The following is a 25,492-nucleotide window of genomic DNA, read 5'->3' on the forward strand; positions in this document are numbered from 1 at the left end:
CGGACCCCGTAAATGAAGATACGTTTTCCGTTCCGGGACAGGAGGAGAACAGATGGCCAGAATCGAGGGCATCAGGATAAAGAACTATCGCGTTTTGCGCGATATCACGCTCGGCAAACTCTGGAACCGGCAGAAGGCGGAGCCTCTGACGCCGATGACGGCCGTTATCGGAAAGAACGGCGCGGGAAAGAGTTCCCTGTTCGACGCATTCGGATTTCTGGCCGACTGCCTGAAATCCGGCGTCGAGGAGGCGTGCGATCTGCGCGGACGCGGGGGGTTCGAGCGCATCCATTCCCAAGGCCAGGACGGTCCCATCGAATTCGAAGTGTACTACAAGGAAGACGGCAACGCGCGGCCGATCACCTATGACGTTTCCATCGACCGCGATTCGTCCGGACGCCCTTTCGTTCGAAGGGAACGTCTCCGACAGAGACGCAAAGGGCAGAGTCACGGCTGGCCTTTTTCTTTTCTGATCCTGGACAACGGTCATGGAATCGCCTGGAAGGGACAACAGGAGGGACGCCAAATCGACGAGATACGACAGCTGGATCTGGGCGATCTCATCAAGTCCATACAAAACGCAGACAACGAGGAGGAAAGCCGGGAAACCGAAATCGTCGAGCTTGCCGACCCCCGCAAACTCGGCATCGCGACGCTCGGATCGCTCAAGCAGCATCCGCGGATTTCGGCGTTCAGGGAATTCGTCGAAGGGTGGCGCCTCAGCTATTTCACGCCCGACGCGGCCCGAGGACTTCCTCTTTCCGGAGCCCAGCGACATCTGAACATGCATGGCGATAATCTCGGCAATGTCGTCCAGTTCATGGAACGGGAGCAACCGAAGCGATTCCGCTCGCTCCTTGATCGCATCGCGAGAAAAATCCCGGGAGTGGACAAGATCGATACGAGCCAGACTCCGGACGGAAGATTGCTCCTCCGGTTTAACGATAAGGGATTTACAGACCCATTCTATGCGCCGCAGATGTCCGACGGAACGCTGAAGGTGTTCGCCTATCTTCTGTTGCTGGAAGATCCCGTACCGCCTCCATTTCTGTGTATCGAGGAACCGGAGAACGGGCTCTATCACAAGCTTCTGGAAACGCTTGCGCAGGAATTCCGGGAACACGCCGCGAAAAAAGGCGGTGCGCAGATTTTCGTTACGACGCACCAGCCGTATTTTGTGAACGCGCTGGAGCCAAACGAAGTCTGGGTTCTCGAAAAGGGAAACGATGGGTTTTCTTCCATACGCAGGGCCAGCGACGACCCCGTCGTCGAGAACCTGGTCGCGGAAGGGCTCCCGCTCGGCAGCCTCTGGTACAGCGACTATCTGGACGCGAGGCAGGAAGATGCACTTTGAGATTTTCGTCGAGGACGCATCCGGAAAGACGGCGCTCGATATTCTCGTTCCGAAGATCATTGACGAAAAGCATACATTCAAGGTCTACTCCTACAAAGGCATCGGAGGAAAAATACCGAGGGAGATCCACAAAAAACCAGACCCTACCAAGCGAATCCTTCTGGACAACCTGTCCAGACTTTTGCAGGGATACGGGAAGAAGCACGACCCGCAACTCACCGTCGTTGTCGTCTGCGACCTCGATGCGCGATGTCTCAAGCAGTTCCGGCAGGAACTCGATCGGATGCTTCGTCAATGCGCCCCGCGTCCCGAGGCTCGTTTCTGCATCGCGGTCGAAGAAATGGAGGCGTGGTTTCTCGGCAACAACGAAGCCATACTGAAGGCCTACCCCAAGGCGAAAACAGCCGTTCTCAAGACCTACAGGAACGACGATATCTGCGGCACGTGGGAACGGCTGGCCGACGCGGTCTATCCCGAAGGCGCGAAAGCTCTCAAGAAAAAAGGCTGGCAGGCTGTCGGCGCCGAAAAATCGAAATGGGCGTGCGCGATCACGCCACACATGGACATTTCCGAGAACCGTTCGCCGAGTTTTGCGTATTTCTGCGAAAAGTTGCGTGAACTCGCCGGATAGTTCCACACCCTCCACAGATAATTGAGGTCGGCGTTCTGACTCAGATGGAACCGGAGCAACCGCTTCGAGATGTGGTCGTCGCTCCAGAGTGTCTCGGCCGTGCAGAACGAGAACGGCGCGGAGCGCGAAGAAATGCTGTTTGAGCGTATCGAACAGGTTCATGTGTCATCCTTTCCGGAAAGTCTCCCCCCGCCTTTATGATTTTTCCTGTCCGGCCACACAATCTTCGCCGCTTCACTTGTCAGACGGCTATGAGAGTAGTAGAATGCCGTACAATGAAAAAAAGGAGAGCTTTCCCGTTTTCGTTTCTGAATACGTGTCCCTGTTGCGGAATGCGTCGAAAGGACGGTCCGTAGCGGGTGTTGTGCGTCGCCGCGGGCCGGAACGGGTCGCGGCGGATGAGAATCGTGTATGATCGTGTACGGGATACGATCGTAAGGGGGTCCGCCTGTCGGCGGATCCCCTTTTTTGTTTTCCCCGTACGAAGGGAAAAGAAAGGGTGATGGCCATGGGGTGTGGGAAGGTCTGAGAGAGGATTATCGGGCGGTTCGGAGGAGGGATCCCTCGATTCCTCGAGGGATTCGGGGGACGCTGGAGATTCTGTTGTGTACGCCGGGGTTTCTCGCGGTTTCGGCGCATCGTCTGAATCATTATCTGCACGTGCGACTGCGCGTCCCCGTTCTGCCGCGCTTTCTGGCACTGATCGTCCGATGGTGGACCGGGATCGAGATTCACCCCGGAGCGAGGCTCGGAAACGGCGTTTTCATCGATCACGGCATGGGTGTGGTCATCGGGGAGAGCGCGGAAATCGGGGACAACGTCCTGCTCTTTCAGGGCGTGACGCTCGGGGCAACGGGAAAGGAAACGACGTGGAAACGTCACCCGACGCTGGAATCCGGCGTATTCGTCGGAAGCGGCGCCCGGATTCTCGGCCCCGTCGTGATCGGCCGGAACGCGCGCGTCGGCGCGGGGGCCATCGTCCTGGAAAACGTTCCGCCCGAAGCGACGGCAGTGGGACAGAAGGCGAGGATCCGGTCGCTCCGGGGAAGCGGGGCGCTTCCGTCGCATGAGGCTGTGCCCCTTCAAGTTCTCACGGAGAAGGTGGCCCGCCTCGAACGGGAACTGAACGCGCTGCGGAACGCCCCACGGATGAAGTGAACATGGACGAGGACATATCCTGTACATACTGCGGAGGGATATCCAATGGCGCATATATTCGACGACAATAGTCTCGCGATAGGCAATACGCCTCTCATAAAAATCAACAGGATTACGAAAGGGTTGTCCGTCACGCTGCTCGTCAAGACGGAGGGACGGAATCCCGCCGGCTCCGTGAAGGACCGCGTCGGCGCCGCGATGATCCGGGCGGCAGAACGCAAGGGGATTCTCACCCCCGGTTCGAAAGATGTCACCGTGATCGAACCGACCAGCGGCAATACGGGTATCGCGCTTGCGTTCGTCTGCGCGTCGCGAGGCTACCCGCTGACGCTGACCATGCCCGAGACGATGTCGACCGAACGGCGGAAGATGCTCGCGGCATTCGGGGCGAACATCTTCCTGACCGACGGGGCGAAGGGCATGGCCGGCGCGGTTGCGAAAGCCGAGGAATTCGCGGCATCGGATCCGTCGCGCTTCTACATCCCGCAACAATTCAGCAATCCCGTAAACCCGGAGATTCACTTCCGGACAACCGGCCCGGAGATCTGGAACGATACGGACGGCATGATCGACATTTTCGTTTCCGGCGTGGGAACCGGTGGCACGATCACGGGCGTGAGCCGCTATATCAAACACGATCGCGGGAAGGCGATTCGTTCCGTTGCCGTGGAACCCGCAGGCTCGCCCGTCCTCACGGCGATCCGGAACGGCGAGACGCCGAAGCCGGGACCGCACGATATCCAGGGCATCGGCGCAGGATTCAGGCCGGATGTTCTCGATCTCGACCTGATCGACGAGATCGCGACGGTATCCAACGAGGAAGCGCTTGAATTCGCCCGGAGACTCCATGTCGAAGAGGGAGTCACGAGCGGAATTTCCGGGGGAGCGGCGGTCGCCGCCGCAAGCCGTCTGGCGGCGCTCACGGAGAATGAGGGCAAGCTCATCGTCGCGCTGCTTCCCGATGCCGGAGAGCGGTACCTGAGCACGGCCCTGTTCGGACACCTGAGATAGAAAGAGCGATCTCGGCGGAAATTGTCGTAAGCGATGATGCCGTCGAAACTCCGAGGGTCTATCAACCGTCAGGATGCTGCGATACTTGAGTTATCATGTGGAACGGCATCTCGCATCGCAGACTCTGGACGAAAGCATCCCGGGGGTGGTAGAATTAATGACATATTATTCTGATGATTCCCTGCTCCTCGTAGGAAACTCGCGGACGACGAGCGACAATCCGATCACCCTGCAGTACAGCCAGTTCTTTCTTTCCCTCGTCGTGGATCCGTCCACGGGAGAGATCGCGGACTGCGGGGCCTCGGTCACCGTCGAGGTGACGAACCGTTTCATCCGGGATCTGTTCGTCGGACGGCGCATGATCCGGGACGACGCGCTGATCGTCTCGCAGGTTCAGGATCGGTATCACGGGTCGTCCCAGAAGGCCATCGTCGCGGCCTACAGGGATGCGGTGAAGAAGTTCCGGGAAATCTCCGGGCAATAATCGAACAGCGCACGCTGCTTCGTCCTTCGGTCGGGTGAGGGGCCTCTCACCGACGCAAGGGGATGAAATCCGGCGAACAGTGGGTCCGCTCGAGACCCGTTGTTCGCCGTTTTTTATTTTCCCGCCCCTGGGGGCGGGGATCCGTACGGAACAGGGAGGGGTACTTTGTGATCACCAGCGGTTTCACGTATCTTGCGTTTCTGGCGTGTTTTGCGGGAGTGGTTTCATTCATCGAAATGAAGTACAAGGACAACGCGTTCTTCAAGTACGTTCCGACGCCCGTCATTCTGTACATCGGCTGCATGCTCATGGCGACGTTCAACATGTGGAGCAACACGGATGACATCAAGGCCACCTACAAGGTCGTCCGAGGCAATCTGATTCCCGCGATGATCTTCCTGATGCTGCTTCGCTGCGACATCCGCAAGATCATGAAACTCGGGCCCAGGATGCTCGTCGGCTTCTTCTCGGCGACCATCACGATCATGATCGGGTTCGTCGTCATGTTCGCGTTCATGAAGAACGGCTTCCCGTCCGAGGCGTGGAAGACCTGGGGCGCGCTCGCCGGAAGCTGGATCGGCGGAACGGCCAACATGGTCGCGATCCAGGGCGCGCTCGGGATCAACGACTCGGCGATGGGCTACACGCTTCTCGTCGATAACGTGAACTATTCGCTGTGGGTCATCTTCCTTCTCGCGACCGTGCCGCTCGCGCACAAGTTCAACGCGTGGACGAAGTCCGACACGAAGGTGATCGACGAAGTCGGCGAGATGCTTTCCAACATCAAGGACAACGCGCGCACCAAGATCGAAACCGCCGATCTGACGCTGCTCCTCGGCTCCGGCCTTCTCGCGGCCGCCGTCTCGTCGTTCCTCGCGTCGATCGTGTCGCCGCAGCTCATCGCCGTGTTCGGAAAGAGCGACTTCCTCTCGGTGAGCACAATGACGATCGTCATCGCGACGATTCTCGGCATTCTCGGAGCGCTCACGCCGATGTCGAAGGTCCCGGGCTCCTCGCAGGTCTCCGTGACGATGCTCTACCTCGTCATCTGCCTGATCGCCTCTCGCGCCTCGTTCAAGGAACTCGCGGACGCGCCCTACTACCTCGCGGCGGGCTTCGTGATCCTCGGAATTCACATGGTGCTGATGTGCATCATCGCCAAGATCTTCAAGCTCGACCTCTTCACGTGCGCCGTCGCGAGCCTCGCGAACATCGGCGCCGTCGCCTCCGCGCCCGTTTTGGCCGCGTCCTACAAGGAAACGCTCGTTCCGGTGGGCGTCCTGATGGCGCTGATGGGATACGTCGTGGGAACCGCCGGAGGGCTGATGACAGCGAAGATCCTCTCGATGATGGTGTAGGTGTGACGATATGAGGATTACGGACATCCGGCTGGGGAAACTCGCCATACCGCTTAAAAAACCATTCAAGACCGCTCTCCGGGTGGCCAAAGAGGTGGTTACGAATATCGTGGTCGTTGAGACGGACGCCGCCCTCGCGGGGTACGGCGAGGCGCCGCCGACGGCCGTCATCACGGGCGACACGGATGGCTCCATCGCGGGCGCGATCGGGGAGCGCATCCGGCCCCTGCTCGTCGGGCGCGACATGGACGACTTCGACGACATCATGACGACGCTCGGAAACTCGCTCGTCCACAACGGATCGGCGAAGGCGGCCGTGGACATCGCGCTTTACGACCTTCGCGCGAAGCAGTTCGGAATGCCGCTCTACCGGCTTCTCGGCGGCGACGGACGGGCCATTTCGACCGACTACACGATCAGCGTCAACGAACCCGACGAGATGGTGCGCGACAGCATGGAGGCCGTCGCGGAGGGCTACGACGCGCTCAAGATCAAGGTCGGAACGGATCTCCGGAAGGACATGGAGCGCCTGACTGCGATCCGCGACGCCGTGGGCGAGCGGATTCTGCTCCGGGCCGACGCGAATCAGGGGTGGACCGTGAAGGAGGCCGTCCGGGCCATCCGCTTCATGGAGGACAAGGGGCTCGGCATCGAACTCGTCGAACAGCCCGTGAAGGGGTACGACTTCGACGGGCTCAAGACCGTCACCGATTCGGTGGAGACGCTGATTCTGGCCGACGAGGCGGTTTTCTCCGCGCGCGACGCGATGACGATCCTGTCGATGCGCGCGGCGGACCTGATCAACATCAAGCTCATGAAGACGGGCGGCATCCACCAGGCGCTCAAGATCTGCGCGATGGCCGAGACGGCCGGCGTGGAGTGCATGATCGGCGCGATGATGGAGAGCAAGGTTTCCGTCACGGCGGCGTGCCACCTCGCGTCCGCGAAGCGGATCTTCACGCGCTACGACATGGACCCGCCGATCCTGTGCAGCGCGGACCCCGTCACGGGGGGCGCGACGTACGAACGCTCCGCCATTTCGCTGCCCGACGCGCCGGGGCTCGGCATCACGGCGGTCGAGGGCGTCCGGTTCGTTTCCTAGGACATCTCCCGTCGGAGGATTTCGCGGAAACACGGAGGGGCGGCCTTTTCAGGCCGCCCCTCTCTTGTTTGCGTCGTGAGGCGTCGCTACTTCGCCAGTTCGATCATGGCCTTCGCGGCCATCCGGACGGCGCCCATGAGGTCGTCCACGGACCAGCACTCGTCGGCCGCGTGGATCACGTAGTCCTGCCCCGGGTGGATCGGGCCGAAGGCCACGACGTTCGGCATCGTCTTGGCGTACGTTCCGCCGCCGATCGCGAGCGGTTCCGGGTCCGTGCCCGTCTCCTCGCTGTAGACGCGGCGCAGCGTCGTCACGAGCGCCGAATCCTTCGGGACGTGAAGAGGGTTCGCGTTGCTCGTTCCCGCGATGCGGACGCAGCTCGCGCCGAAGGCCGCTTCGATCGGGGTCATCACGTCGGCCATCTTCTTCGAGATCGGATAGCGGATGTTGATCGTGAACGACGCTTTCTTCTCGTCGCCCGAAAGCATTCCGACGCACACGGTCAGCGGGCCGGACACATCGTCGGCCATCGCCGCCCCGAGGCTCTTTCCGTCGGTTTCATGCCCGATCAGGCGAACCGCGTCGGCGAAGAAGGCCCCCTGCCGGCCGGGCAGATTGAGGCCGGCGCAGAAGTCGAAGAGGCACAGGATCGCGTTTACTCCTTTTTCGGGAGTGCTACCGTGCGCGGGAACGCCGGAAAACGCGAGCGTCACTCTGTTCCCCGCTTCAGCGATCGTGACAGAGCTTTTATCCGGTCCCTTCCACGCGCGCGCCGCGTCGAGGACGCGCTTGCGGCCTGGGGAGTCCGTCTCGATTTCGACGGTCGCGTGTTCCGCGACGACGTTTTTCGCGACGCCGCCGGACATCGACACGACCCGGACGGGCCCTTCCGGCGTGAACTGCGACTCGAGGTCCAGACCGAGAACGCCCTTCTCCGCGAAGATCACGGGATACTCCGCGTCGGGCGTGAACCCCGCGACGGGAAGATCCTGCCCCGACTCGACGTAGCGCTTCATGCACGCACTGCCGCGTTCCTCGTTCGTCCCGAAGATCACGCGAACCCGACGGGAGAGCTTCACGCCGCTCTGCCGGACCGCCTTCATCGCGAACAGCGCCCCGATCGTCGGCCCCTTGTCGTCGAGCACTCCGCGGCCGTAGATCATGCCATCGTGAATCTCGCCGCCGTACGGCGGATAGGTCCATCCGTCGCCTTCGGGAACGACGTCGAGGTGTCCCAGGACCGCGACCATTTCGCTGCCCTCTCCGATCTCGGCCCAACCGGCCATGTTGTCCACGCTGCCGGTCCGGAAACCCATGCGTTTCGCGAGATCCAGCGTCCAGTCGAGCGCCTTTTTCGGCCCGGAACCGAACGGCGCGCCAGGTTCCGGATCCCCCGCGACGCTCGAGATGCGAACGGAGGCGCACACGGCCTCGACGATTTCGTCCTTCAGCGCGGCGACGTAATTTTCGATCATGGTTCGTTCCTCCTTCGGAAAAATCGCATACAACGATATTATGCCACATCCCCCCCGCCTCGTCCGAGAGGATGTATACTTGCGCCGGAGAAAGAACCGCGGGAGATTCCGAATCCGCGGGACGAGACACCGACGTATCGCAGGGAGGGTCTATCCGATGTACGCATACCGTTTCTTCAACGACTACTCGGAGGGAGCGCACCCGAGAATTCTGGAACTTCTCGCCGGAACGAATCTCGATCAGGAGGACGGATACGGCAACGATTCGCTGTGCATCCGCGCGGCGGATATGATCCGAAAGCGGGCGGACGCCTCCGACGCGGCCGTCCATTTCGTCTCCGGCGGCACGCAGGCGAACCTGCTCTGCCTGAACTCCATGCTCCGATCCTTCGACTCGGTCGTGGCCGTCGAGTCCGGCCACATCAACGTCCACGAAACCGGCGCCATCGAGGCCACGGGACACAAGGTCCACGCGCTCCCCTCCCTGGACGGCAGGATCGCTCCAGACCAGATCCGAGCGCTCGTCGACGCGCATACGGACGAACACATGGTCCGCCCGCGGGTCGTCTTCATCTCGAACTCGACCGAAGTCGGAACGATCTACCGGAGGACCGACCTCGAAGCGATCTCGGCGGTCTGCCGCGAAAAGGGGCTCTGTCTCTACCTCGACGGCGCGAGGCTCGGCTCGGCGCTCGCCTGCGAAGAATCCGACGTGACGCTCGCGGACATCGCGCGCCTCGTCGACATGTTCTATATCGGCGGCACCAAGAACGGCGCCCTCCTCGGCGAGGCGATCGTAATCACGCGGCCCGAACTGCGGGAAAATTTCCGGTTCCACATGAAACAGCGCGGCGCGCTTCTCGCGAAGGGACGCCTGATCGGGGCGCAATTCGCGGCGCTCTTCGAGGACTCCCTCTATTTCGACCTCGCGCGGCACGCCAACGCGATGGCGGCCGAGCTCGCCGGCGGAATCGCCGCACTCGGTTTTCCGTTCCTCACGCAGTCCCCGACGAACCAGATCTTCCCGATCCTCCCGGACGCGATGATCGCCGACCTGCAGAAGACGTATGGCTTCTACGTGTGGTCGCGGACCGACGAAGCGCACTCTTCGATCCGGCTCGTGACGTCCTGGGCGACGAAGCCCGAAAAGGTCGGGATGTTCCTCGGGGACCTGAAGCGTCTCGCCGGACGCCGGAACTGAGAATCCGGAACGCATGTTCCGCGGCGATCGCGGCGGAAGGGGCTCACGCTCCCTTCCGGATCACGAGGAACACGCTCGAGTCGTCGACCTCCTCGATTCTGTACGGATATCCGCTCGCGCGTCCGAGTGATTCGAGGTCGCCGGGAGAGAAGGTCCGCGCGACGAAGCCGTCACGGCAGACGATGAGCCCGTCGCGCGTCTTCTCATCGTCGATCGCGCCGAGGAGTCCCTTGTCGGCCTGTTCGCGGAACCAGGCCAGCCGATGCTCCCAGAACTTCGGGCTGTAGCTGCTGCAATAGAGCGTTCCGCCCGGAACGAGGGACTTCACGCAGCGCGCGACCGTGTCGGCCGCGTCGCCCTTCATCGCCGACAGGGCGTTCTGGAGGCAGAGGACGACGTCGAACTCCGCGTCGAACGCGATCGCGTGGGCGTCCATCGTCTCGATGCGGCAGTTCGTCGCGTCCGCGAGATACTCCCGCCCGAACGCGACGGAGTCCTCCGAGATATCGATCCCCGTAATCGATGCCGCGAAGGGGGCGAGTTTCTTCATGATCCGCCCGTACCCCGCCCCGAGTTCGAGGACTCGTTCGTCGCCGCGCAGGCTGCGGCGCACGAAGTCGATTTCCGCGTCGAGGTATCGCTTCACCCGTTCGATCCGCGTCTCGTACACGCGGTACAGGTTCGAGGCGTTCAGCTTCTGCGCGTAATAGTTGTCCGTCATGCTTCTCTCCCTCCGTGTCGCTCCCGCGCGTTTCGTTCCGGAACGAAATAATCCGTTTCACGCATCGGGAGAAATTTCGAATCCTCGTCCAGAGTTCCATCATACGCATCTCGTTTTTCGGGTCATGTCCGCGCGGAGCACCCGAAGGAGTGCGCGCAACGTCAGGCGCCCGTGTTCTTACGGAACCGCCTCCCGGCCGCGAGGAGCGGAAGCGGCAGCGCCGTCCTCCCGGAGCGGCCTTCCTCGAGCTTCGCCCGCGCGGCGTCGGCGGATGCGAAGTCGATGGGGCCGGGGCGATATCCGTTCGATCCGGCCGCCTGCCGTCGCGCCGGAGCGTTCAGGAAGCGCAGAATTCCGGCCGGAGCCGTCTTTCGCATGGTCATCCCTCCAGAAAGGCGCGAATTTTGCCCATAACGCGCCTGGTGCTATTGTATCAGGAGCGCCGGCATTCCCGCGTCTCATTGCCGGGACGACGCGAAAACGGTCGCGGCAACGGGATACAATCGGGCTCGATGGACGCCGCTTCCGCCTCCGAACGCTAGTCGACGCGACACGCGATCCCGGCCGCGTGCAGGAGTTCCGCGAACCTTCCGATTTCCTCCGGTTCCACGGAGGCGCTGTCGGGCATGCGATACGCGCGCCCGAGCCCCTCGTACTTCGAGACCCCGAGCGTGTGATACGGCAGCAGCCGGACGCTTCCGATCCCGATCCGGGCGCAGAGCCGCGCGAGCGCCCCGAAGAAGTCCGCGTTCGCGTTGACCCCGCCGACGACGGGTACGGAGACCGTGATCCTGTCGGCGCAGAGCCCCGCGAGGCGTTCGAGATTCCCGAGGATGATCCCGTTCCCCTGCCCTGTGACGCGCCGGTGGACGTCGTCGTCCAGACACTTGACGTCGAAGAAGAAAAAGGCGAAATCGCGGATGAAGGGTTCGACCGATTCCCAGTCGAAAAAGCCGCACGTCTCGACGCCGACCGACAGGCCCACGGCCGTACAGCGCGCGAGAAAGTCCCGGACGAACATGGGCTGCGCGAGCGCCTCGCCGCCGGAGAGCGTGACGCCGCCGCCGGAGTTCCGGTAGAAGATCGCGTTTTGCCGCAGGCGCGCGTAGAGCGCGTCCGCGGTCCATTCGCGTCCGACCGTCCGGAGCGACCGCGTCGGGCAGCGCGCGACGCAGGGCGTGTCCGCGCACCGCGAACACGCCTCCCGCGCGAAGACGGGGCCTCCGTCGCTCCCAACCGAGACGGCCCCCGAGGGGCAGACGGACGCGCACGCCATGCAGCGCGCGCACGTCGACCGGACGTGCATGAGTTCGCGTCCGCGCTCCTGTCCCTCGGGGTTCGCGCACCAGAGGCAGCGCAGCGGACACCCTTTCAGGAAGACGACCGTTCGGAGCCCCGCGCCGTCCGTGACGGCGAGGTCCTGGATGTCGAAGACCGTCCCTTCGGCGAGCCCCATCACAGACTGTGCTCGGTCCGCTCGATGATCTGGTCCTGAACGGGCTTCCCGAGTTCCACGAAGAACGCGCTGAACCCCGCCACGCGGACGATAAGGTCGCGATAGAGTTCGGGGCGCGCCTGCGCGTCGCGGAGCATCCGGCCGTCGACGACGTTGAACTGGAGCTGGAAGCCGTTTCGGTCGAAGTAGCTCTTGATGAGCGACAGGAGCTTCTTCGAGCCCTCGACGCCCCAGACGGTCTTCGGGTGGAACTTCATGTTGTGGAGCCCGCCCCGGATGCGCGTGTGGTCGATCTTCGACGACGACAGCAGCACCGCGAACGGCCCGTTCACGTCCGTCCCGGGGTAGGGCGACGTGACGCCGTCGGCGAGCGCGTCTCCGGCCGAGCGACCGTCGGGCGTGGCGCCGCAGGCCTTCCCGAACGGCGTGTGCGTCGTGATCGCGAGCATCGACGGGTCGTAGGGCTCGCCGAGATAGTTCTTCTGCGCCGCGACGACATCGCAGTACCGGTCGAAAAGGTCCTCGTAGACGCGGTCCGCAGCGTCGTCGTTGTTGCCCCACTTCGGCGCGTCGAGCGCGCGCCGCCTGAGGTCGCCGCGCCCCTCCCAGTCCGACAGGCACGCAGAGCGCAATTCGTCGAACGTGCAGGCCTTGTCCTCGTCGACGAGCTTCCGGACGGCCGCGATCGAGTTGACCGCGTTGACGAGGCCGCTGCTCAGCGTCGTCGGCGTGCCGTTGCAGACGGCCCCTCCGTCGTCGAGCGACTTGCCGCGAGCGATGCAGTCGCGCACCAGGGCGGACGAGAAGATCAGCGGGCAGGTCTGCCGGTGCGCCGCCATCACGTAGTTCCAGTAGCGCTGCCAGTTGCCGACCGCGTCCCTCATGTGGACCTCGTAGGCCGCGAGAAGCTCGTCCGTGTTCGCCGGGACGGCGGTCTTCGTGAACGCGATTCCGGTCCGGGGGTCGACGCCGCCGTTCATCGCGAGTTCGAGGATCTTGCCGTGATTGACGAACCCCGCCTGGACGATGCCGTGGCTCATGCCCTCGAGCGTCGGCTCCGTGCAGCCGCCCATCGCCGCGTACTTCCGGATCACGGAGAGCGGCGAGCCGCTCTTCTGGAGTTCGTGCTGCGCGAACACCCTGAGGTTGAACCACGCGGGAAAGCCGCACCCGGTCTTGACGCACTCCGCGGCCTTCAGGAGAAACTCGTCGCTCAGGCCGTCGTCGTACCAGATCGAGAGCGTCGGCTGCGTCGTGCGACAGTTGATCGCCGCCTGGAGGATCAGCATCGACAGCTCGTTGTCGGCGGGGCGGCCGTGTTCGTCCACGCCGCCCAGGATCATGTTCTGGAAGAGGTTCCCGGACCCGAGCCCCTCCCACGAGAAGGAGGCGACGTACTCGATCTCCGTCATCTTGACGCGAAGCGCCTCGAGGAGTTCGAGGACCTCTCCGTTCGATATCCGGCCCGCGTCGATGTCGCGTTTGTAGTACGGATACATGTAGCGGTCGAAGCGTCCGGGCGAATACCCGAGGTGCGAGCCCTCGATGTGCCCCGCGAGGTAGACGAACCAGAAGGCCTGGATTGCCTCGCGGAAGTCGCGCGGGGGCTCCGCCGGGACGCGCTCGCAGCGCTCCGCGATCGCGAGAAGCTCCGCCTTCCGTGAGGGGTCGCTTTCGGACGCGGCCAGGTCGCGCGCGGCGGCCGCATAGTTCCGCGCCCACGCGATCGTCGCTTCGAGCACGCGGATGGACGCGCGCCAGAAGTAGAGCTTCTCGGCCGACTCCCAGTCCGTCACGGAGGTTTCGGCGATCTTCGCGCGGGCCCGGGCGATGACGCCGTTCAGGCCTTCGGCCAGCGCCGTCTCGAAGTCGAGAACGAAGCGCCCCTCGGGGGCCGGGTCGTGCGGCGCGGTGTAGAGCACGGCCTTCCAGCCGTTCTCGATGTACGACGCCTGCGGGTAGACGCTCTTCCAGAGCGCGTCGCCGACATCCTGCATGCACTTTCCGCTGAAGTACTCCGCGCAGCTTTTGAGCGTCTCGCGGTCCTCGTGCGACAGCAGGAACTTGCCGCCGAAGAACGAATAGCCGCCCTTACCCGAGATCTCGCGCCCCGCACCGATCCCGCCGCCCGTTCCGAGGTCTGTGACGCTGTCCTGCGCCTCCTGCTCCTCGTGCCGCAGCTCGCGCAGAACGTAGCCGCAGGCATAGTTGCAGTAGGGAATCGCGCCCCGGACGTAGCGCGTCTTGCCGCCGACGAAGGGCTCACCGTCGCGGATGGACGGCGTGAGGCGCTCCATGGCCCAGGCGTGGCACTCGGCGCGGCGCTCGAGGACGTTCATGCCGTCCGTCCTCCGGTGCGCGTCCGTATAGTGCCGGATGTACTCCACGTCGACGTAGAGCGGCTCGGAAAGGTACCGGTCCCGCATGAGCCGAACGTTCGCCGTCGACGGCGACCCCGCGATCTCGCGCGAAACGGGAGCGTCGTTCTGTCCGTCCATCTTCGATTTCCTCCTCCGAAGAATATTGGGCAACATTGCGAAGAGACTGCCGTATCGGACAATAACGCTACAGGGCGGGGGGTGAGTTGTCAACAAAAAAGGGCGGCTCCCGAAGAGCCGCCCCGGTTCCGCCCCGCGTCCGTTCTTCTAGAACCCCATATCCTCCCCCACGATGATGACGTGCATTTCGGTTGCGTTCGGGCGCTTGCCGATGATCGTCGTGACGTTGCAGATCCGCGTCGGCCCCTGGCAGTCCATGCACTCCCCGGTCTTCACGCAGGGGTTCGGCAGGCCGATCCGGCTGTTGTTCACGGGCGCGGCGACGCTCCGGATGCGTTCCTCCGCGGCGCCCAAGTCGCGGGCGACCTTGTTGATCCCCGCGACGACGATGACCTTTCCGGGCCCGAAGATCATCGCGGCGACGCGGTTGCCCGTCCCATCGACGTTCACGAGTCGTCCGTCCATCGTCACGGCGTTCGAGCCGGTCAGAAAGACGTCGCAGGTCAGCTGCGCGCGCCGGATCCTAAGCTTTTCCGCGGCGTCAAGCCCCGGGGCGTTGTGGTTCAGGATCGTGCAGCCCCGCTCCTTCAGCGTCTCGAGGATCCCGAGTTCGACGATCGTCCACGATCCGCCCACGCCGACCGTGACGGCCTCCGGGACGAGCCGCAGGACCGCCTCCGCCGCCTCGGCCTTCGTCGCGCAGTACAGAGCCTGAAAGCCGTTCTTCGTCAGAGTCTCGACGACCTTTTTCCCCACTACGTCATGATGTCGCGCTGTGTGTTCGTTCATCGAAAACGCGCCTCCCCTGTTTCGGCCGCCGCGAAAGAATCACGGTGCCGCCAAAGTTTTCGCCTTCGTCACTTCTTATACGCAATGACCTCGATTTCGACAAGGGCGTTTTTCGGGAGCGCGGAGACTTCGACGAACGACCTGGCGGGCGGCTCGGACGTGAAAAATCGGGCTTAGACCTCGTTGACGGCTGCGAACGCGCCCATGTCCGTCGCGAAGACGGTCGCCTCGACGACATCCGCGAGCGAGAACCCTTCGGCCGCCAGCAGGGCGCCGACGTTCTTCAGAACCTGTTCCGTCTGCCTCGACGTTGCGCCATCACCGCGCCGGTGGTATGCTCCATCCACTGAAAAGATCGCCGCTATTTCGAACAAATCTGAAAAACATATCACAGGGAGGACACGATGCCGAAGATTCCTGAAGACGTTCAAAAAGCGTGGAATAACAGAAAGGGAGCCATCGTCTTCGCGACAGTCGACGCGGACGGACTTCCGAACGCCATCTACGCCACCTGCGTGAGCCTGTTCGACGATGAGACGATCGTCGTCGCGGACAACTATTTCGACAAGACGCGGAAAAACATCCTCGCCGGGAGCAAGGGTTCCGCGCTCTTCATGACGGAGGGCGGCGAGGCGTTCCAGGTAAAGGGACGGATCGAATACCGCACGGAGGGACCCGTCTTCGACGACATGAAGACGTGGAACCCGGCGAAACATCCCGGACATGCGGCCGCGGCGCTGAAGGTCGAAGAGGTCTGGTCGGGGGCGAAAAAGCTTCTGTAGCCTTTTCCGGTTCCAATTGTATATGTATGAAAAACGTGATTGCCTCCCTCCAGATCTTGCACAATACCATGTGCAGGGTCTGGAGGGGGCAAGGCAACACAACTTTCTTATAGTGCAGTCCCCTTTGCGGGTACGTAAAATCGCGAGGGATCGACGCCCTCGAATTCCAGCAGCCTGAGCTTATTGCCGATTCCACCGGCGTAACCGGTCAGACTTCCGTTTGTGCCGATAACCCGGTGACACGGGATGATGATGGAGATCGGGTTGTGTCCCACCGCTCCGCCGACCGCCTGCGCAGACATTTTTTCCCTGTTCATGCGTACGGCCATCCTTTTCGCGATCCTGGAATAGGTGGTCACTTCGCCATAGGGGATCTCGCACAACATTCGCCAGACTTCCCGGCGGAAATCGCTGCCGTCAGGGGCAAGCGACAACTCGGAAACGGCGGGTTTTTCTCCCGCGAAATACCGGTCAAGCCATTCTTTCGCTTTGCGCAGAACCGGAGTTTCCGATTTCAGGATATGCTGTCCCAATACGGTGTCGCCGAAATATTTCTGGTTCTCCAACCACAGGCCGACGATGCTTTCGTCATTCCCTGCCAGCGTAAGCGATCCGACCGGCGATGAATAAAGCGTTGAATGATACATTCATTATCCCCCCTGACTCTCACGGGAGTTCCAGAGACACAGTGTTGCATAGGCACGCCACGGCCGCCAATGCTCCGCGAGAGCGAGAATTCCTTTTCTGCCCAGAGGGGCGAGCGCCTTTTTCACGCCCAGGTCGGTGTCGGGAAAGGCGTCTGTCCATTCAAACGCGCGCATGGCGATATACTGTGCCGTCCATGGGCCAATGCCGGGAAGCTCCATCAGTTTCGTGATTTCGTCTTCCGGCTGTACGCAAAATCCGCAACCGATCGCTTCTTTTGAAAACCTCTCTGCCAGAGCAAGGATCGTCTTTGCGCGGGCGGCGATGATTCCAAGCGGGCCAAGGTGATTCTCGACGGGTGCTTCCAGCGTGAGAATGACTTCCGGCGAGGGGAAGGCGTGGGCCAGCCCTTCGATACCGGTATCGATTGCCGCGCCGAACTTTTCCGCAAATCTTCCGGCCAGGGTTGTCGCCGCCTTTACGGTGATTTGCTGGCCCAGAACGGCCCGGACGCTCATTTCAAACGCGTCGAAACAGCCGGGGACGCGAATTCCGGGAAGAAACAAACCGGGTTTGATGTCATTCATACAAAGAAGGGCTTCTTGTACCGCGTCCGGTTCGCAATACAGGTCGAACAGTCGGCGCACCCGGCTCAACACCTGCGGCAGAACGGGCAGGAGCGTAGCGGATACCGTTACGGAGAGAGCGCTTTTCTGCGGTTGATCGCTGACCCGTATCCAGCCATACAGGTGTTTCCTTTCCCCTGTGACGAGGTGGACGGTTCGGAAATAGGCGTTCTCTTTTACGGTTTCCACGCCGGGGATCGAGCGGAGGCCAAGGAAGGCAAGAATTTGTTCCCACCGATACGGCGGCCTGTACCCGAGCGCCAGCGTGATGCTGCCTTCATCCCGTTTCTTTGCGACGGAGGCTTCTTTCCTCAAAGCGGTGGGAGTGAGTCTGTATCGTTTTTTGAACAGATCATTGAATCTCCGCAGGCTTCCGAAGCCGGAAGCCAGTGCAACTTCCAGTACGGAAAGGCCGGTGTCGGTCAAAACGCTTTTCGCGAAGAGCAGACGGCAGGTTTGCAGATATTGAACGGGCGTCACATGATATTCGGCCGTGAACGTACGGCGAAGGTGACGGTCAGTGCAGCCGAGTTTGCCGGCAAGTTCGGTGAGGCTCTCATCGTTCCCGCAATTTTCTTCGATCAGCCTTGCGGCTTTATGTGCAAGGGACGCCATTGCATCGACTGGTGCGAGTCCGGGCGCCAATTCGGGGCGACATTGCAGGCACGGACGAAATCCCGCTTGTTCCGCTTCGGCTGCGGTTGCATAGTACGTGCAGTTTTCCGCTCTGGGAAGTCGTGCCCGACAGATGGGACGGCAATAAATTCCCGTGGAGGAGACTCCGACAAAGAATCGTCCGTCGAAGCGCGGGTCTTTCGATTTGAACGCGGCGTATAAGGCGCCGTCTTTTTCTTCGATCATTGACGCATTCTCCTTTTTGAACCATTACATCATATATCTTCAGGGATGCTCGCAGTTTTCGGACATGGATATCCCTTGAGAGGTCACGGGCAACCGACTGGTTCCGTATCGGAGAGAAGCGGAACCCGGAGCGAAACGGCTCGCGGGCTGAGAAACGCTGCCGCCGGGGAGAGCGGACCGATACAACGAAAGAAGGAGCGACTCTTTCGGTCGCTCCTTCTTTTCCGGGTCCGCCTCTCCTTCTACCGGATCGGCCACTGGATCTCGGTGCGCAGGTCGGCCGGGCCCGTCTGACCCGGGTCGCTCAGGTAGATGTCGCGCGCCGGCCCCGCGAACTCGTGCCCCCGCTCTCGGATCCATTCGGTGAGGCGCGTCCACGTTCTCGCGAGTTCCGTGTAGGGGCCGACGTGGATCGTATAGGCCGCCGTGCAGGCGGGAAGCGTCAGGATCCGGACATTGCCGGAGGGGACGACCTCCCCCTCGACGGGCACGCAGGTTTCGACGTCCCAGTCGTCGGCGCTGTCGTCGCACGCGTGGTAGACGAGCATCGGCGGGGCGGCCATCCTGCCGCCGGAGCGGCGCACCGCGTCGAGGATCTCCGTATACGTGCGGCAGTACAATTCGCCGATCGTGCCGGCGTTCGCGCGGTAGCGGACGCCGGCGACCCGGATTTCGGGCACTTCCTTCACGCCGATGGGGTATGTCATGATTTCTTCCTCCCGGTCCACGAGTTTTCGCAGGAATTCGAGAGAGGAGCGCAGGCGGTCCATCCGGTCGCTGAGCCGCCGTTCCTGAAGCGCGAGCATGTCGCGCAGGACGGCGCGGTTCCGTTCGGCCAGAAAGCGGCGGATGTCGTCGATCGGCATCTCGAGCTCCCGGAGAACGCGGACGCGCTCGACCTCCAGGATCTGCGACGTGCCGTAGTAGCGGTACCCTGTCGTCTGGTCCACGAGGGCGGGGCTGATGAGCCCGACCTCGTCGTAGTACCGCAGGGTTTTGGCCGAGAGCCTGCAGAGCGTCGAAAAGCGTCCGATGGGGATCAGGTGGTCCGTCATGCGCGTCGCCTCCCGTTTTCGTGCGATGGATCGAGAATAGACCTTCCCGCGGGGGGAGAGTCAAGAAAGGATTTTCGTCGTCCCGCTTCCGCGATAGAGAGAATACCGCCCGTCGGGCATTGGGTACAATACCGGAGGTGAGAGAGATTTTTCCGGTGTGAAGGAGGGACAGAGATGGAAACGACGCTCTACCTCGTACGTCACGGACGGCCGGAGCTTCCGGACGGCGAGATGCGTTTCGTCGGAAGCACGGATCTTCCCCTTTCGCGTGAAGGCAGGGAGCAGGCCGCCGCCCTCAGGACGGCATTCATGCCGATTCCTCTCGTTCGCGTCTGCCACAGCGGGATGTTGCGCGCATCCGAGACGGCCGCCGTCATAGCCGATGGCCGGGACATCCTGCGGACCGAAGTCCCGGAGCTCCGGGAGCTTTCGTTCGGGGAGTGGGAGATGCGCACGCTTGCGGACGTAGCGGCGCGGGATCCTCGGGAGTTTGCAGCCCGGGAACGGAACTTCGCGCGTTTCGCCCCTCCGGGCGGAGAGAGTTTCCCGGATGCGCAGCGTCGCGCGATGCCCGCGTTCCGCGCCCTCTCCGGCGAAGAGGGATCCATTCTCGTGGTGGCGCATGCCGGGATCTTCAAGACGATCCTCTTCTCGATTCTCGGGATGCCGTGGGAGAATCTTTTTTCCGTGATGCAGGATTATTGCGGCGTTCACGTGATCGAGCGCACCGGCGAGTATCTGACCGTGAGGCGCGTGAATTGGACGCCGCATCTGTGAGATCGCTTGACAGCCGTTCCCCCGGGGCATAGTATCGTGTTCGGAGCGCTTTGGCGCTTCTTCCGCCGAATGTTCGGGAAGTCCGGTGAAAATCCGGCGCGGACCCGCCACTGTAAGCCTGACGAAACCGTCGCACCACCGGAGTCTCGGCTCCGGGAAGGGATGGTGGAGGATGAAGGCGAGCCAGGAGACCGGTTCGGCGAAAAACGGGATGACTCGCGAGGAATCGAGGCCGCCTTCGTTATGCATTGTTTTGGTGAAAGTGCGCGTTCATCGAGAGGGGCCGTTCCGGAGAGAACGGTCCTTTTTTGTCTCCCGAGTCGTTCCGTGGCATCCGGAACGGATCCGGAAAAGGCGTACGCCTTTTATCACGCTACGGGAGGGAAAAGGATGAAGAGGAAGATGTTTGCAGCTGCGTTGTGTCTGTGTCTGTTGTTCGCGTCGGCTTTCGCCGCGGTCGCGGCGGAAAAGGGCAGGGCGAAAGCGAAAGAGGGCATTCTGCTCGTCGCTTTCGGGACGTCGGAACCCGATGCGCGCGGGGCGATCGCGAAGATCGTCGACGGCGTGAAAAAAGCGTTTCCCGAGGCTGATGTCCGCCTCTCGTTCACGTCGAACATCATCCGCCGCAAGGTGCTGAAGGAGGAAGGGATCGCTTTCGATTCCCCGCTGATCGCGCTCGCGAAAATGCAGGACGAGGGGGTTTCTTCGGTGACGGTCCAGTCGCTGCACATCATTCCGGGGGAGGAATACAACCAGCTGGCTTCGGTCGTGCGTTCCCTGAGGGGTATCGAGGGAAAGTACGCCTTTTCGTCGCTGAATCTCGGCGCGCCGCTTCTCGAAACCCATGAGGACTACGAAAAGACCGTGGCGCTGTTGAAAAAGGAGTACGGCGAACTTGCCGGAAACGGAGGCGCCGTGGTCTTCATGGGGCATGGCACGCATCATTCCGCCAATGCCGCCTACGCGCAGATGCAGCTCATGTTCGACGATGCGGCCCTTCCGTTCGTGATCGGCACCGTCGAGGGGTACCCCGATCTCGACACGGTGAAGCGGCGGTTGGCTTCCATGAAACCGTCGAAGGTGACGCTCGTGCCGTTCATGGTCGTCGCCGGAGACCATGCGAAAAACGACATGTCCGCAAAGGACGATCCCGAGTCGTGGCTTTCCGTTCTCTCGAAGGAGGGGTATTCCGTGAACGCGCTTCTGAAAGGCCTCGGCGATGCCGCTGGGCTTACGGAGCTTTTCGTCGGGCACATCAGGGAGGCCGCGCGAAAATAGTGGGTCCGGAGAGGCGCGGGAGCGGAACCGTTTCTCCGATCGTTCTGTTCGCGGGGCTGTTTCTCCTTCTCGGAGGGACGGCCCTGTGGCGTCTTCTCGCGGGAGAGATGCCCGTCCCTTTCGGCGCCGTTCTCGGAATTCTCTCCGGCGACGTTTCGGGGGCGTCTCCGCAGGAGATCGCCGTCGTGCGTCTCGTGCGGCTTCCGCGTCTCTTCGCCGCATTCGGGGCCGGGGCATCCCTCGCGGTGTCGGGGGTCGTGCTGCAGGGACTCCTCGGCAATCCGCTCGCCGAACCGTACACGCTCGGCGTCGCCGCCGGGGCGGCGCTGGGGGCTTCCGTCGGAATCCATCTGGGAGGCGTCTGGCTCCCGGGTGCGGCCTTTGCGGGAGCGCTCGGAGCCCTCGCGCTTTCGATATCGCTCTCGCGGCGTTCCGGAGGCGGTTCTCCGGCCCATATGGTTCTCGCCGGCATCGTCGTCAGCTCGTTTCTCTCCGCGGCCGTCACGCTGCTGAAATCCCTTGCGGACGAGAAACTTTCGTCAATCGTCTTCTGGCTCATGGGCGGTTTTTCGGGTGCGACACCCGAAGGTGCGTTGTGCGTCTGCGTTTCATCGGCGGTTCTCCTTGCCGCGGCCCTCTGGTGGGCCCGCGATCTCGACGCGATGTCCCTCGGCGAACGGCGCGGCACGTACCTTGGCGTCGACGAACGCAACGTCCGCGGGTGTCTGCTCGCACTCGCCTCTCTCGCCACGGCCCTGGCCGTCTCGTTCCACGGCATCATCGGCTTCGTCGGGCTCATCGGTCCCCATTTGCTCCGAATGCTCCTCGGTCCGTCCCACAGGAAGCTCCTCGCCGCGTCGTTTCTCGGCGGCGCGCTGCTCCTTTCCGTCGCGGACGGCACCGCGCGCGCGATGAACGAACTGCCGGTCGGCGTCATCACGTCGTTCATCGGAGGGCCGGTCTTCTGCTGGATCCTCGTCCGGGAGCGAGCGGGACGGACATGACCGGCGTCGTCGTTTCCGAGCTTCACGCCGCCTACGGATCCCGCGTCGTCCTGCGGGACATCTGCGGCGTTTTCCCCGCGGGGGCCGTGACGTTCGTTCTCGGTCCCAACGGCAGCGGAAAGAGCACGCTTCTGCGGGTCCTCGGAGGCGGTATGCCGTTTTCCGGAAGCGTTCGGGTCGGCGAAACGGAGCTTTCGTCCCTTCCGGCGCGCCGGAGAGGGCGTCTCGTCGGCGTCGTGACCCAGTCGCCGACGGTGTCGTTTCCGTTCACCGTCCGGGAGGTCGTCGAGATGGGGCGACTTCCCCACCGCCGCTTTCTGCGCGGCATGAGCGACGGCGACGGTGCCGCGGTGCGATGCGCGATCGACGCGATGGAGCTCGGGGATCTCCTGTCGCGGAGAGTCCCGGCCCTTTCGGGAGGAGAGCGCCAGCGCGCCGTGATCGCCCAGGTGATCGCGCAGGATACGGAAGTCATTCTTCTCGACGAACCGTCGTCCGCACTCGATCCGCGCCACACGCTCCGCCTCTTCCGGTTTCTCGGGGCGGCTGCGGCTGCGGGACGGACGGTCGTCGCGGCGGTTCACGACATCAATCTCGCGGCGGAATTCGGGGATCGCGTGTGGATTCTGAAAGACGGGGCCCTCGTGGCATCGGGAACCGTCGAAGGGACACTTACGAAGGATATCCTCTCGGAGGTCTACGACGTTCCGTTCGAGTCCGTCGGGAGGGGAAGGGGGAAAAATATATGGCGCGCCGTCTGATCGCGGTTCTGGCGCTGTCGGTTGCGTGTGCGTTCGCGCCCCTCGGGGAGATCGAGGCGGCGAACCGGATCGTGTCGCTCTATGCGGGACACAGCGAAAACATCCTCGCCCTCGGATTCGGAAAGAATCTCGTCGCCGTATCGGAGGGGGACGACGAGGCGCTTTTCCCGGGAATCGTGCGTCTGCCGCGCAGGGCCGACGCGGAACGAATCCTCTCGCTTGCGCCGGATCTCGTGCTGCTTCGGCCCGTGGCCGACGGGCTGAGCGAAGGAACGGTCGCGACGCTCGAACGGAGCGGCGTTTCCGTCGTCCTTCTTCCGGCCCCGACGTGGGATACGATGGAGACCTATCTGCGCAAACTTGGGGAACTGCTCGGCGCGATGGAGGCGGAACGCTCGTGGCGCGACTCGGTGAAGGAACTCGCCTCCCCGGTTCCGTCCGGGAATCGGCGTCCGGCGGTCTTTCTCGAGAGCTCCTCGAAGGGACTCAAGACATGTTCCCCGACGTCCTGGGCGGCCCACATGATCGAACTCGCCGGCGGCAGAAACGCCGCTGCGGACGCCCGGCCGCTCCGCGCGGACAGCCCGCTCGCCTCGTGGGGGGAGGAACGCCTTCTCGCCCTTGCGGCCGAAGGGCTCGACGTGTACCTTGTACAGGTAGGCGCAATGAACCCCGTGAACGAGGAAGAGGTCCGCTCGCGGCCGTGGGTCTCGGCCCTCGGGAACGCGCGGATCGCCGTGATCGGCGAAGAGGAGATCAGCCGTCCGTCCCTGTTGCGCCTGCGGAGCGGCGTCGCACGGCTGCGTTCCCTGTTTTTCCCGAAGGAGGGCGATCGGCGGTGATTTTCTACGGTGTCGGGCTCGGTCCCGGCGATCCGGAGCTCGTAACCCCGAAGGCGCTGCGCATCCTCGCTGAAGCGGATGCGGTTTTCGTCCCGGAATCCGGAAGGGAGAGCGTCGCCGGGGGGATTCTCGCGCATCATTCCGTGCGGGATGTCATTCCGCTGACCTTCCCGATGATCCGGGACGAGGCGCGGCGAAACGCCGCGATCCGCCGGGAACTCGACCGGGTCCGCCCGCTCTGGGAACGTGCCGCAACGCTCGCGATGCCCGTGATCGGCGACGCGGCGCTCTACGCGACGGCCGCGTATCTCTACGACGTCCTTCGCGAAGAAGTTCCGGACATCGAGCTGGAGCTCGTTCCCGGCGTATCCGCCCATTCGCTTGCGTCGTGTCGGGCGCGGCGTTTTCTGGCGCTCGGTCCCGAATCGCTCGCGGTGGTTTCCGGAACGGCGCCGCTTTCGTCCGTTCGCGAACTTCTGAGGAACGCGGATGCGGCGGTGATCTACAAGCCTTCCGCTCTCGGGGAGGGGCTTCGCGAGGTCGTGATCTCCACCGGACCATGGGCGACCGTGCTTCGCGTGGACCGGGCGGGACTTGCGGACGAGAAAATAACCGAGGGAAACGCCGCGCTCGAGCCTTCCGGCGAGTATCTGGGCGTCGTGCAGCTTCTCAGGCGGCGCTAGGCGGCCTCTCCGGCTGAAGGGACGCAGGCGGGATGATTTCCCTGAACTGGGCCGAACTCGCAAAGGGAGAGCTTGTTCTCGTCGCGGGCGTGACGGGCGGCCTTCTGCTCGGCAACGTGATTCTCCGGTTCTCCCTGCCCGAAAAGGCGATCTCCCTTCTCGTCCCGCCCTTCTGCCGGAAGCGCCTTCCCGCGCCGGTGCTCTTCGCGCTCGGCGCAAGCCTCGGGTCGTCCCGGGCCGGGTGCGCGATCGTCGCCGAAGCCTACCGGGACGGTTCGCTGACGCGGGGCGAGACGCTTTTCGGAACGCTGCTCCAGTCTTTTCCCGGGTACATCAAACGGTGGATCGTCTCTCTGTCCGTCGCTGTCGGACTTGCCGGAAGCGCGGGCGGAATCTACGCGACCGTCGTCTTCCTCCGGAGCCTGTGCCGCTTTCTGCTCTTCCTCGCGCTGCTTGTCCGCCGCGAGAGGAGTTCCGGGCCGTTGCGGCGCCAGGAGGGACAACGCGGCACGTTTTCCCTCGCCGGAACGCTCGCGAGGACGCTGCCGGCGGCCTGCTTCTTCTACGCGCTCGGCTTCGCGCTCTCCCCCTCGCTCCAGGCGTTCCTCCGCGAACAGTGCATCAGGCTTCCGCTGCTGCCTCCGTCGGGATGGGCCGTCGCGGGAGCGTCCTTCGCCCACGCGAACGCCGCTCTCGGCGTCGCCGGCGGCGCCATGGGGGCCGGAACGCTCTCGACGGCGCAAGCCGTGCTCGCGCTGCTGACGGGCAACATGCTGGCGGTTCTCTCGCGCGTCCTCCGGCAGGACATCGCCTTCTGGATCGGCATTTTCCCGGGGGAGATGGTTCGTTCCCTCTTTCTCTGGAATCTCGTCACGCTCGTGGCCTTCATGGCCGGGACGGTCGCTCTCGCGGCAGTCCCGGTCCTTCTCGGGTACTGATC

The 25,492-nt window shown here is 63.0% G+C and carries 24 protein-coding genes, 2 pseudogenes and 1 riboswitch; of the genes and pseudogenes, 16 read left to right on the top strand and 10 right to left on the bottom strand.

All coding sequences use genetic code 11. The features are described from left to right. The first annotated feature begins 52 nt into the window (after nt 1–52). The 7 genes from ACZ5IU_RS05440 to ACZ5IU_RS05470 all read left to right on the top strand — a co-directional run bounded on the left by ACZ5IU_RS05440 (nt 53) and on the right by ACZ5IU_RS05470 (nt 7,098). On the top strand, nt 53–1,354 hold the full coding sequence (locus ACZ5IU_RS05440; protein ID WP_464421177.1) for an AAA family ATPase: 1,302 nt from the start codon (nt 53–55) through the stop codon (nt 1,352–1,354). Then, entirely contained in the window at nt 1,344–1,985 is a 642-nt protein-coding gene (locus ACZ5IU_RS05445; RefSeq protein WP_464421178.1) for a DUF4276 family protein, read from the top strand. The genes ACZ5IU_RS05440 and ACZ5IU_RS05445 overlap by 11 nt, the downstream gene beginning before the upstream one ends. 513 nt (nt 1,986–2,498) lie before the next feature. Further along, entirely contained in the window at nt 2,499–3,143 is a 645-nt protein-coding gene (epsC, locus tag ACZ5IU_RS05450; RefSeq protein ID WP_464421179.1) for a serine O-acetyltransferase EpsC, read from the top strand. 45 nt (nt 3,144–3,188) lie between these two features. Next, on the top strand, nt 3,189–4,154 hold the full coding sequence (cysK, locus tag ACZ5IU_RS05455) for a cysteine synthase A (protein ID WP_464421180.1): 966 nt from the start codon (nt 3,189–3,191) through the stop codon (nt 4,152–4,154). Nucleotides 4,155–4,311: 157 nt separating this feature from the next. Further along, nucleotides 4,312–4,638, top strand: coding sequence for a DUF3870 domain-containing protein (locus ACZ5IU_RS05460; protein ID WP_464421181.1), 327 nt, complete (start codon nt 4,312–4,314; stop codon nt 4,636–4,638). Between the two features lie 167 nt (nt 4,639–4,805). Continuing rightward, the gene (locus ACZ5IU_RS05465) at nt 4,806–5,996 is read left to right on the top strand and encodes a DUF819 family protein (RefSeq protein WP_464421182.1); all 1,191 of its coding nucleotides are present in this window, start codon (nt 4,806–4,808) and stop codon (nt 5,994–5,996) included. Between the two features lie 10 nt (nt 5,997–6,006). Further along, complete coding sequence (locus tag ACZ5IU_RS05470; RefSeq protein WP_464421183.1) at nt 6,007–7,098, top strand: mandelate racemase/muconate lactonizing enzyme family protein; 1,092 nt, start codon at nt 6,007–6,009, stop codon at nt 7,096–7,098. Between the two features lie 86 nt (nt 7,099–7,184). Here ACZ5IU_RS05470 and pepV read toward each other — a convergent pair whose 3' ends face one another. After that, nucleotides 7,185–8,573, bottom strand: a complete 1,389-nt coding sequence (gene pepV / locus ACZ5IU_RS05475; protein ID WP_464421184.1) for a dipeptidase PepV — start codon at nt 8,571–8,573, stop codon at nt 7,185–7,187. A 157-nt stretch (nt 8,574–8,730) separates the two neighbouring features. Between pepV and ACZ5IU_RS05480 the strand changes: the two genes are divergently transcribed. Then, nucleotides 8,731–9,774: a threonine aldolase family protein gene (locus ACZ5IU_RS05480; RefSeq protein WP_464421185.1), complete on the top strand. Its 1,044-nt coding sequence runs from the start codon at nt 8,731–8,733 to the stop codon at nt 9,772–9,774. A 43-nt stretch (nt 9,775–9,817) separates the two neighbouring features. On the opposite strand, the gene ACZ5IU_RS05485 is transcribed toward ACZ5IU_RS05480, so the two are convergent. The 6 genes and pseudogenes from ACZ5IU_RS05485 to ACZ5IU_RS05510 all read right to left on the bottom strand — a co-directional run bounded on the left by ACZ5IU_RS05485 (nt 9,818) and on the right by ACZ5IU_RS05510 (nt 15,630). Further along, on the bottom strand, nt 9,818–10,495 hold the full coding sequence (locus ACZ5IU_RS05485; protein WP_464421186.1) for a class I SAM-dependent methyltransferase: 678 nt from the start codon (nt 10,493–10,495) through the stop codon (nt 9,818–9,820). A gap of 161 nt (nt 10,496–10,656) precedes the next feature. Continuing rightward, nucleotides 10,657–10,872, bottom strand: a complete 216-nt coding sequence (locus ACZ5IU_RS05490) for a hypothetical protein (RefSeq protein ID WP_464421187.1) — start codon at nt 10,870–10,872, stop codon at nt 10,657–10,659. A gap of 161 nt (nt 10,873–11,033) precedes the next feature. Further along, complete coding sequence (locus tag ACZ5IU_RS05495; protein ID WP_464421188.1) at nt 11,034–11,951, bottom strand: glycyl-radical enzyme activating protein; 918 nt, start codon at nt 11,949–11,951, stop codon at nt 11,034–11,036. Further along, nucleotides 11,951–14,449: a glycyl radical protein gene (locus tag ACZ5IU_RS05500; RefSeq protein WP_464421189.1), complete on the bottom strand. Its 2,499-nt coding sequence runs from the start codon at nt 14,447–14,449 to the stop codon at nt 11,951–11,953. Before ACZ5IU_RS05500 ends, ACZ5IU_RS05495 begins: the two co-directional genes overlap by 1 nt. 147 nt (nt 14,450–14,596) lie before the next feature. Beyond that, nucleotides 14,597–15,238, bottom strand: a complete 642-nt coding sequence (locus ACZ5IU_RS05505) for a lactate utilization protein (RefSeq protein WP_464421190.1) — start codon at nt 15,236–15,238, stop codon at nt 14,597–14,599. A 68-nt stretch (nt 15,239–15,306) separates the two neighbouring features. Then, nucleotides 15,307–15,630, bottom strand: a pseudogene (locus ACZ5IU_RS05510) (Rid family hydrolase). Between the two features lie 12 nt (nt 15,631–15,642). On the opposite strand from ACZ5IU_RS05510, the gene ACZ5IU_RS05515 reads away from it, so the two are divergent. Continuing rightward, entirely contained in the window at nt 15,643–16,020 is a 378-nt protein-coding gene (locus ACZ5IU_RS05515; RefSeq protein ID WP_464421191.1) for a pyridoxamine 5'-phosphate oxidase family protein, read from the top strand. Between the two features lie 107 nt (nt 16,021–16,127). Here the strand turns inward: ACZ5IU_RS05515 and ACZ5IU_RS05520 are convergent, their stop codons facing one another. The 3 genes from ACZ5IU_RS05520 to ACZ5IU_RS05530 form a co-directional block, all read right to left on the bottom strand. Next, nucleotides 16,128–16,667: a methylated-DNA--[protein]-cysteine S-methyltransferase gene (locus ACZ5IU_RS05520; RefSeq protein WP_464421192.1), complete on the bottom strand. Its 540-nt coding sequence runs from the start codon at nt 16,665–16,667 to the stop codon at nt 16,128–16,130. Between the two features lie 3 nt (nt 16,668–16,670). Beyond that, the gene (locus ACZ5IU_RS05525; RefSeq protein ID WP_464421193.1) at nt 16,671–18,152 is read right to left on the bottom strand and encodes an AlkA N-terminal domain-containing protein; all 1,482 of its coding nucleotides are present in this window, start codon (nt 18,150–18,152) and stop codon (nt 16,671–16,673) included. 242 nt (nt 18,153–18,394) lie between these two features. Continuing rightward, on the bottom strand, nt 18,395–19,207 hold the full coding sequence (locus ACZ5IU_RS05530; RefSeq protein WP_464421194.1) for a MerR family transcriptional regulator: 813 nt from the start codon (nt 19,205–19,207) through the stop codon (nt 18,395–18,397). 174 nt (nt 19,208–19,381) lie between these two features. Between ACZ5IU_RS05530 and ACZ5IU_RS05535 the strand changes: the two genes are divergently transcribed. The 7 genes and pseudogenes from ACZ5IU_RS05535 (at nt 19,382) to ACZ5IU_RS05565 (ending at nt 25,490) form a co-directional block, all read left to right on the top strand. Continuing rightward, nucleotides 19,382–19,984 (top strand): histidine phosphatase family protein, encoded by a 603-nt coding sequence (locus ACZ5IU_RS05535; protein WP_464421195.1) that lies wholly within the window; start codon nt 19,382–19,384, stop codon nt 19,982–19,984. Nucleotides 19,985–20,034: 50 nt separating this feature from the next. Then, nucleotides 20,035–20,198, top strand: a riboswitch (cobalamin riboswitch). Nucleotides 20,199–20,374: 176 nt separating this feature from the next. After that, a complete protein-coding gene (locus tag ACZ5IU_RS05540) occupies nt 20,375–21,262 on the top strand; it encodes a sirohydrochlorin cobaltochelatase (protein ID WP_464421196.1) in 888 nt (295 codons plus the stop codon). Further along, nucleotides 21,262–22,266: a FecCD family ABC transporter permease gene (locus ACZ5IU_RS05545; protein WP_464421197.1), complete on the top strand. Its 1,005-nt coding sequence runs from the start codon at nt 21,262–21,264 to the stop codon at nt 22,264–22,266. Before ACZ5IU_RS05540 ends, ACZ5IU_RS05545 begins: the two co-directional genes overlap by 1 nt. A gap of 95 nt (nt 22,267–22,361) precedes the next feature. After that, nucleotides 22,362–23,027, top strand: a pseudogene (locus tag ACZ5IU_RS05550) (ABC transporter ATP-binding protein); the annotation flags it as partial. After that, a complete protein-coding gene (locus tag ACZ5IU_RS05555) occupies nt 23,012–23,869 on the top strand; it encodes an ABC transporter substrate-binding protein (RefSeq protein ID WP_464421198.1) in 858 nt (285 codons plus the stop codon). The pseudogene ACZ5IU_RS05550 and the gene ACZ5IU_RS05555, both read left to right, overlap by 16 nt. Beyond that, a complete protein-coding gene (locus ACZ5IU_RS05560; protein WP_464421199.1) occupies nt 23,866–24,552 on the top strand; it encodes a precorrin-2 C(20)-methyltransferase in 687 nt (228 codons plus the stop codon). The genes ACZ5IU_RS05555 and ACZ5IU_RS05560 overlap by 4 nt, the downstream gene beginning before the upstream one ends. A 32-nt stretch (nt 24,553–24,584) precedes the next feature. After that, nucleotides 24,585–25,490, top strand: a complete 906-nt coding sequence (locus tag ACZ5IU_RS05565) for a hypothetical protein (protein WP_464421200.1) — start codon at nt 24,585–24,587, stop codon at nt 25,488–25,490. Nucleotides 25,491–25,492: the final 2 nt, after the last annotated feature.

This window comes from Lactivibrio alcoholicus (assembly GCF_055390895.1).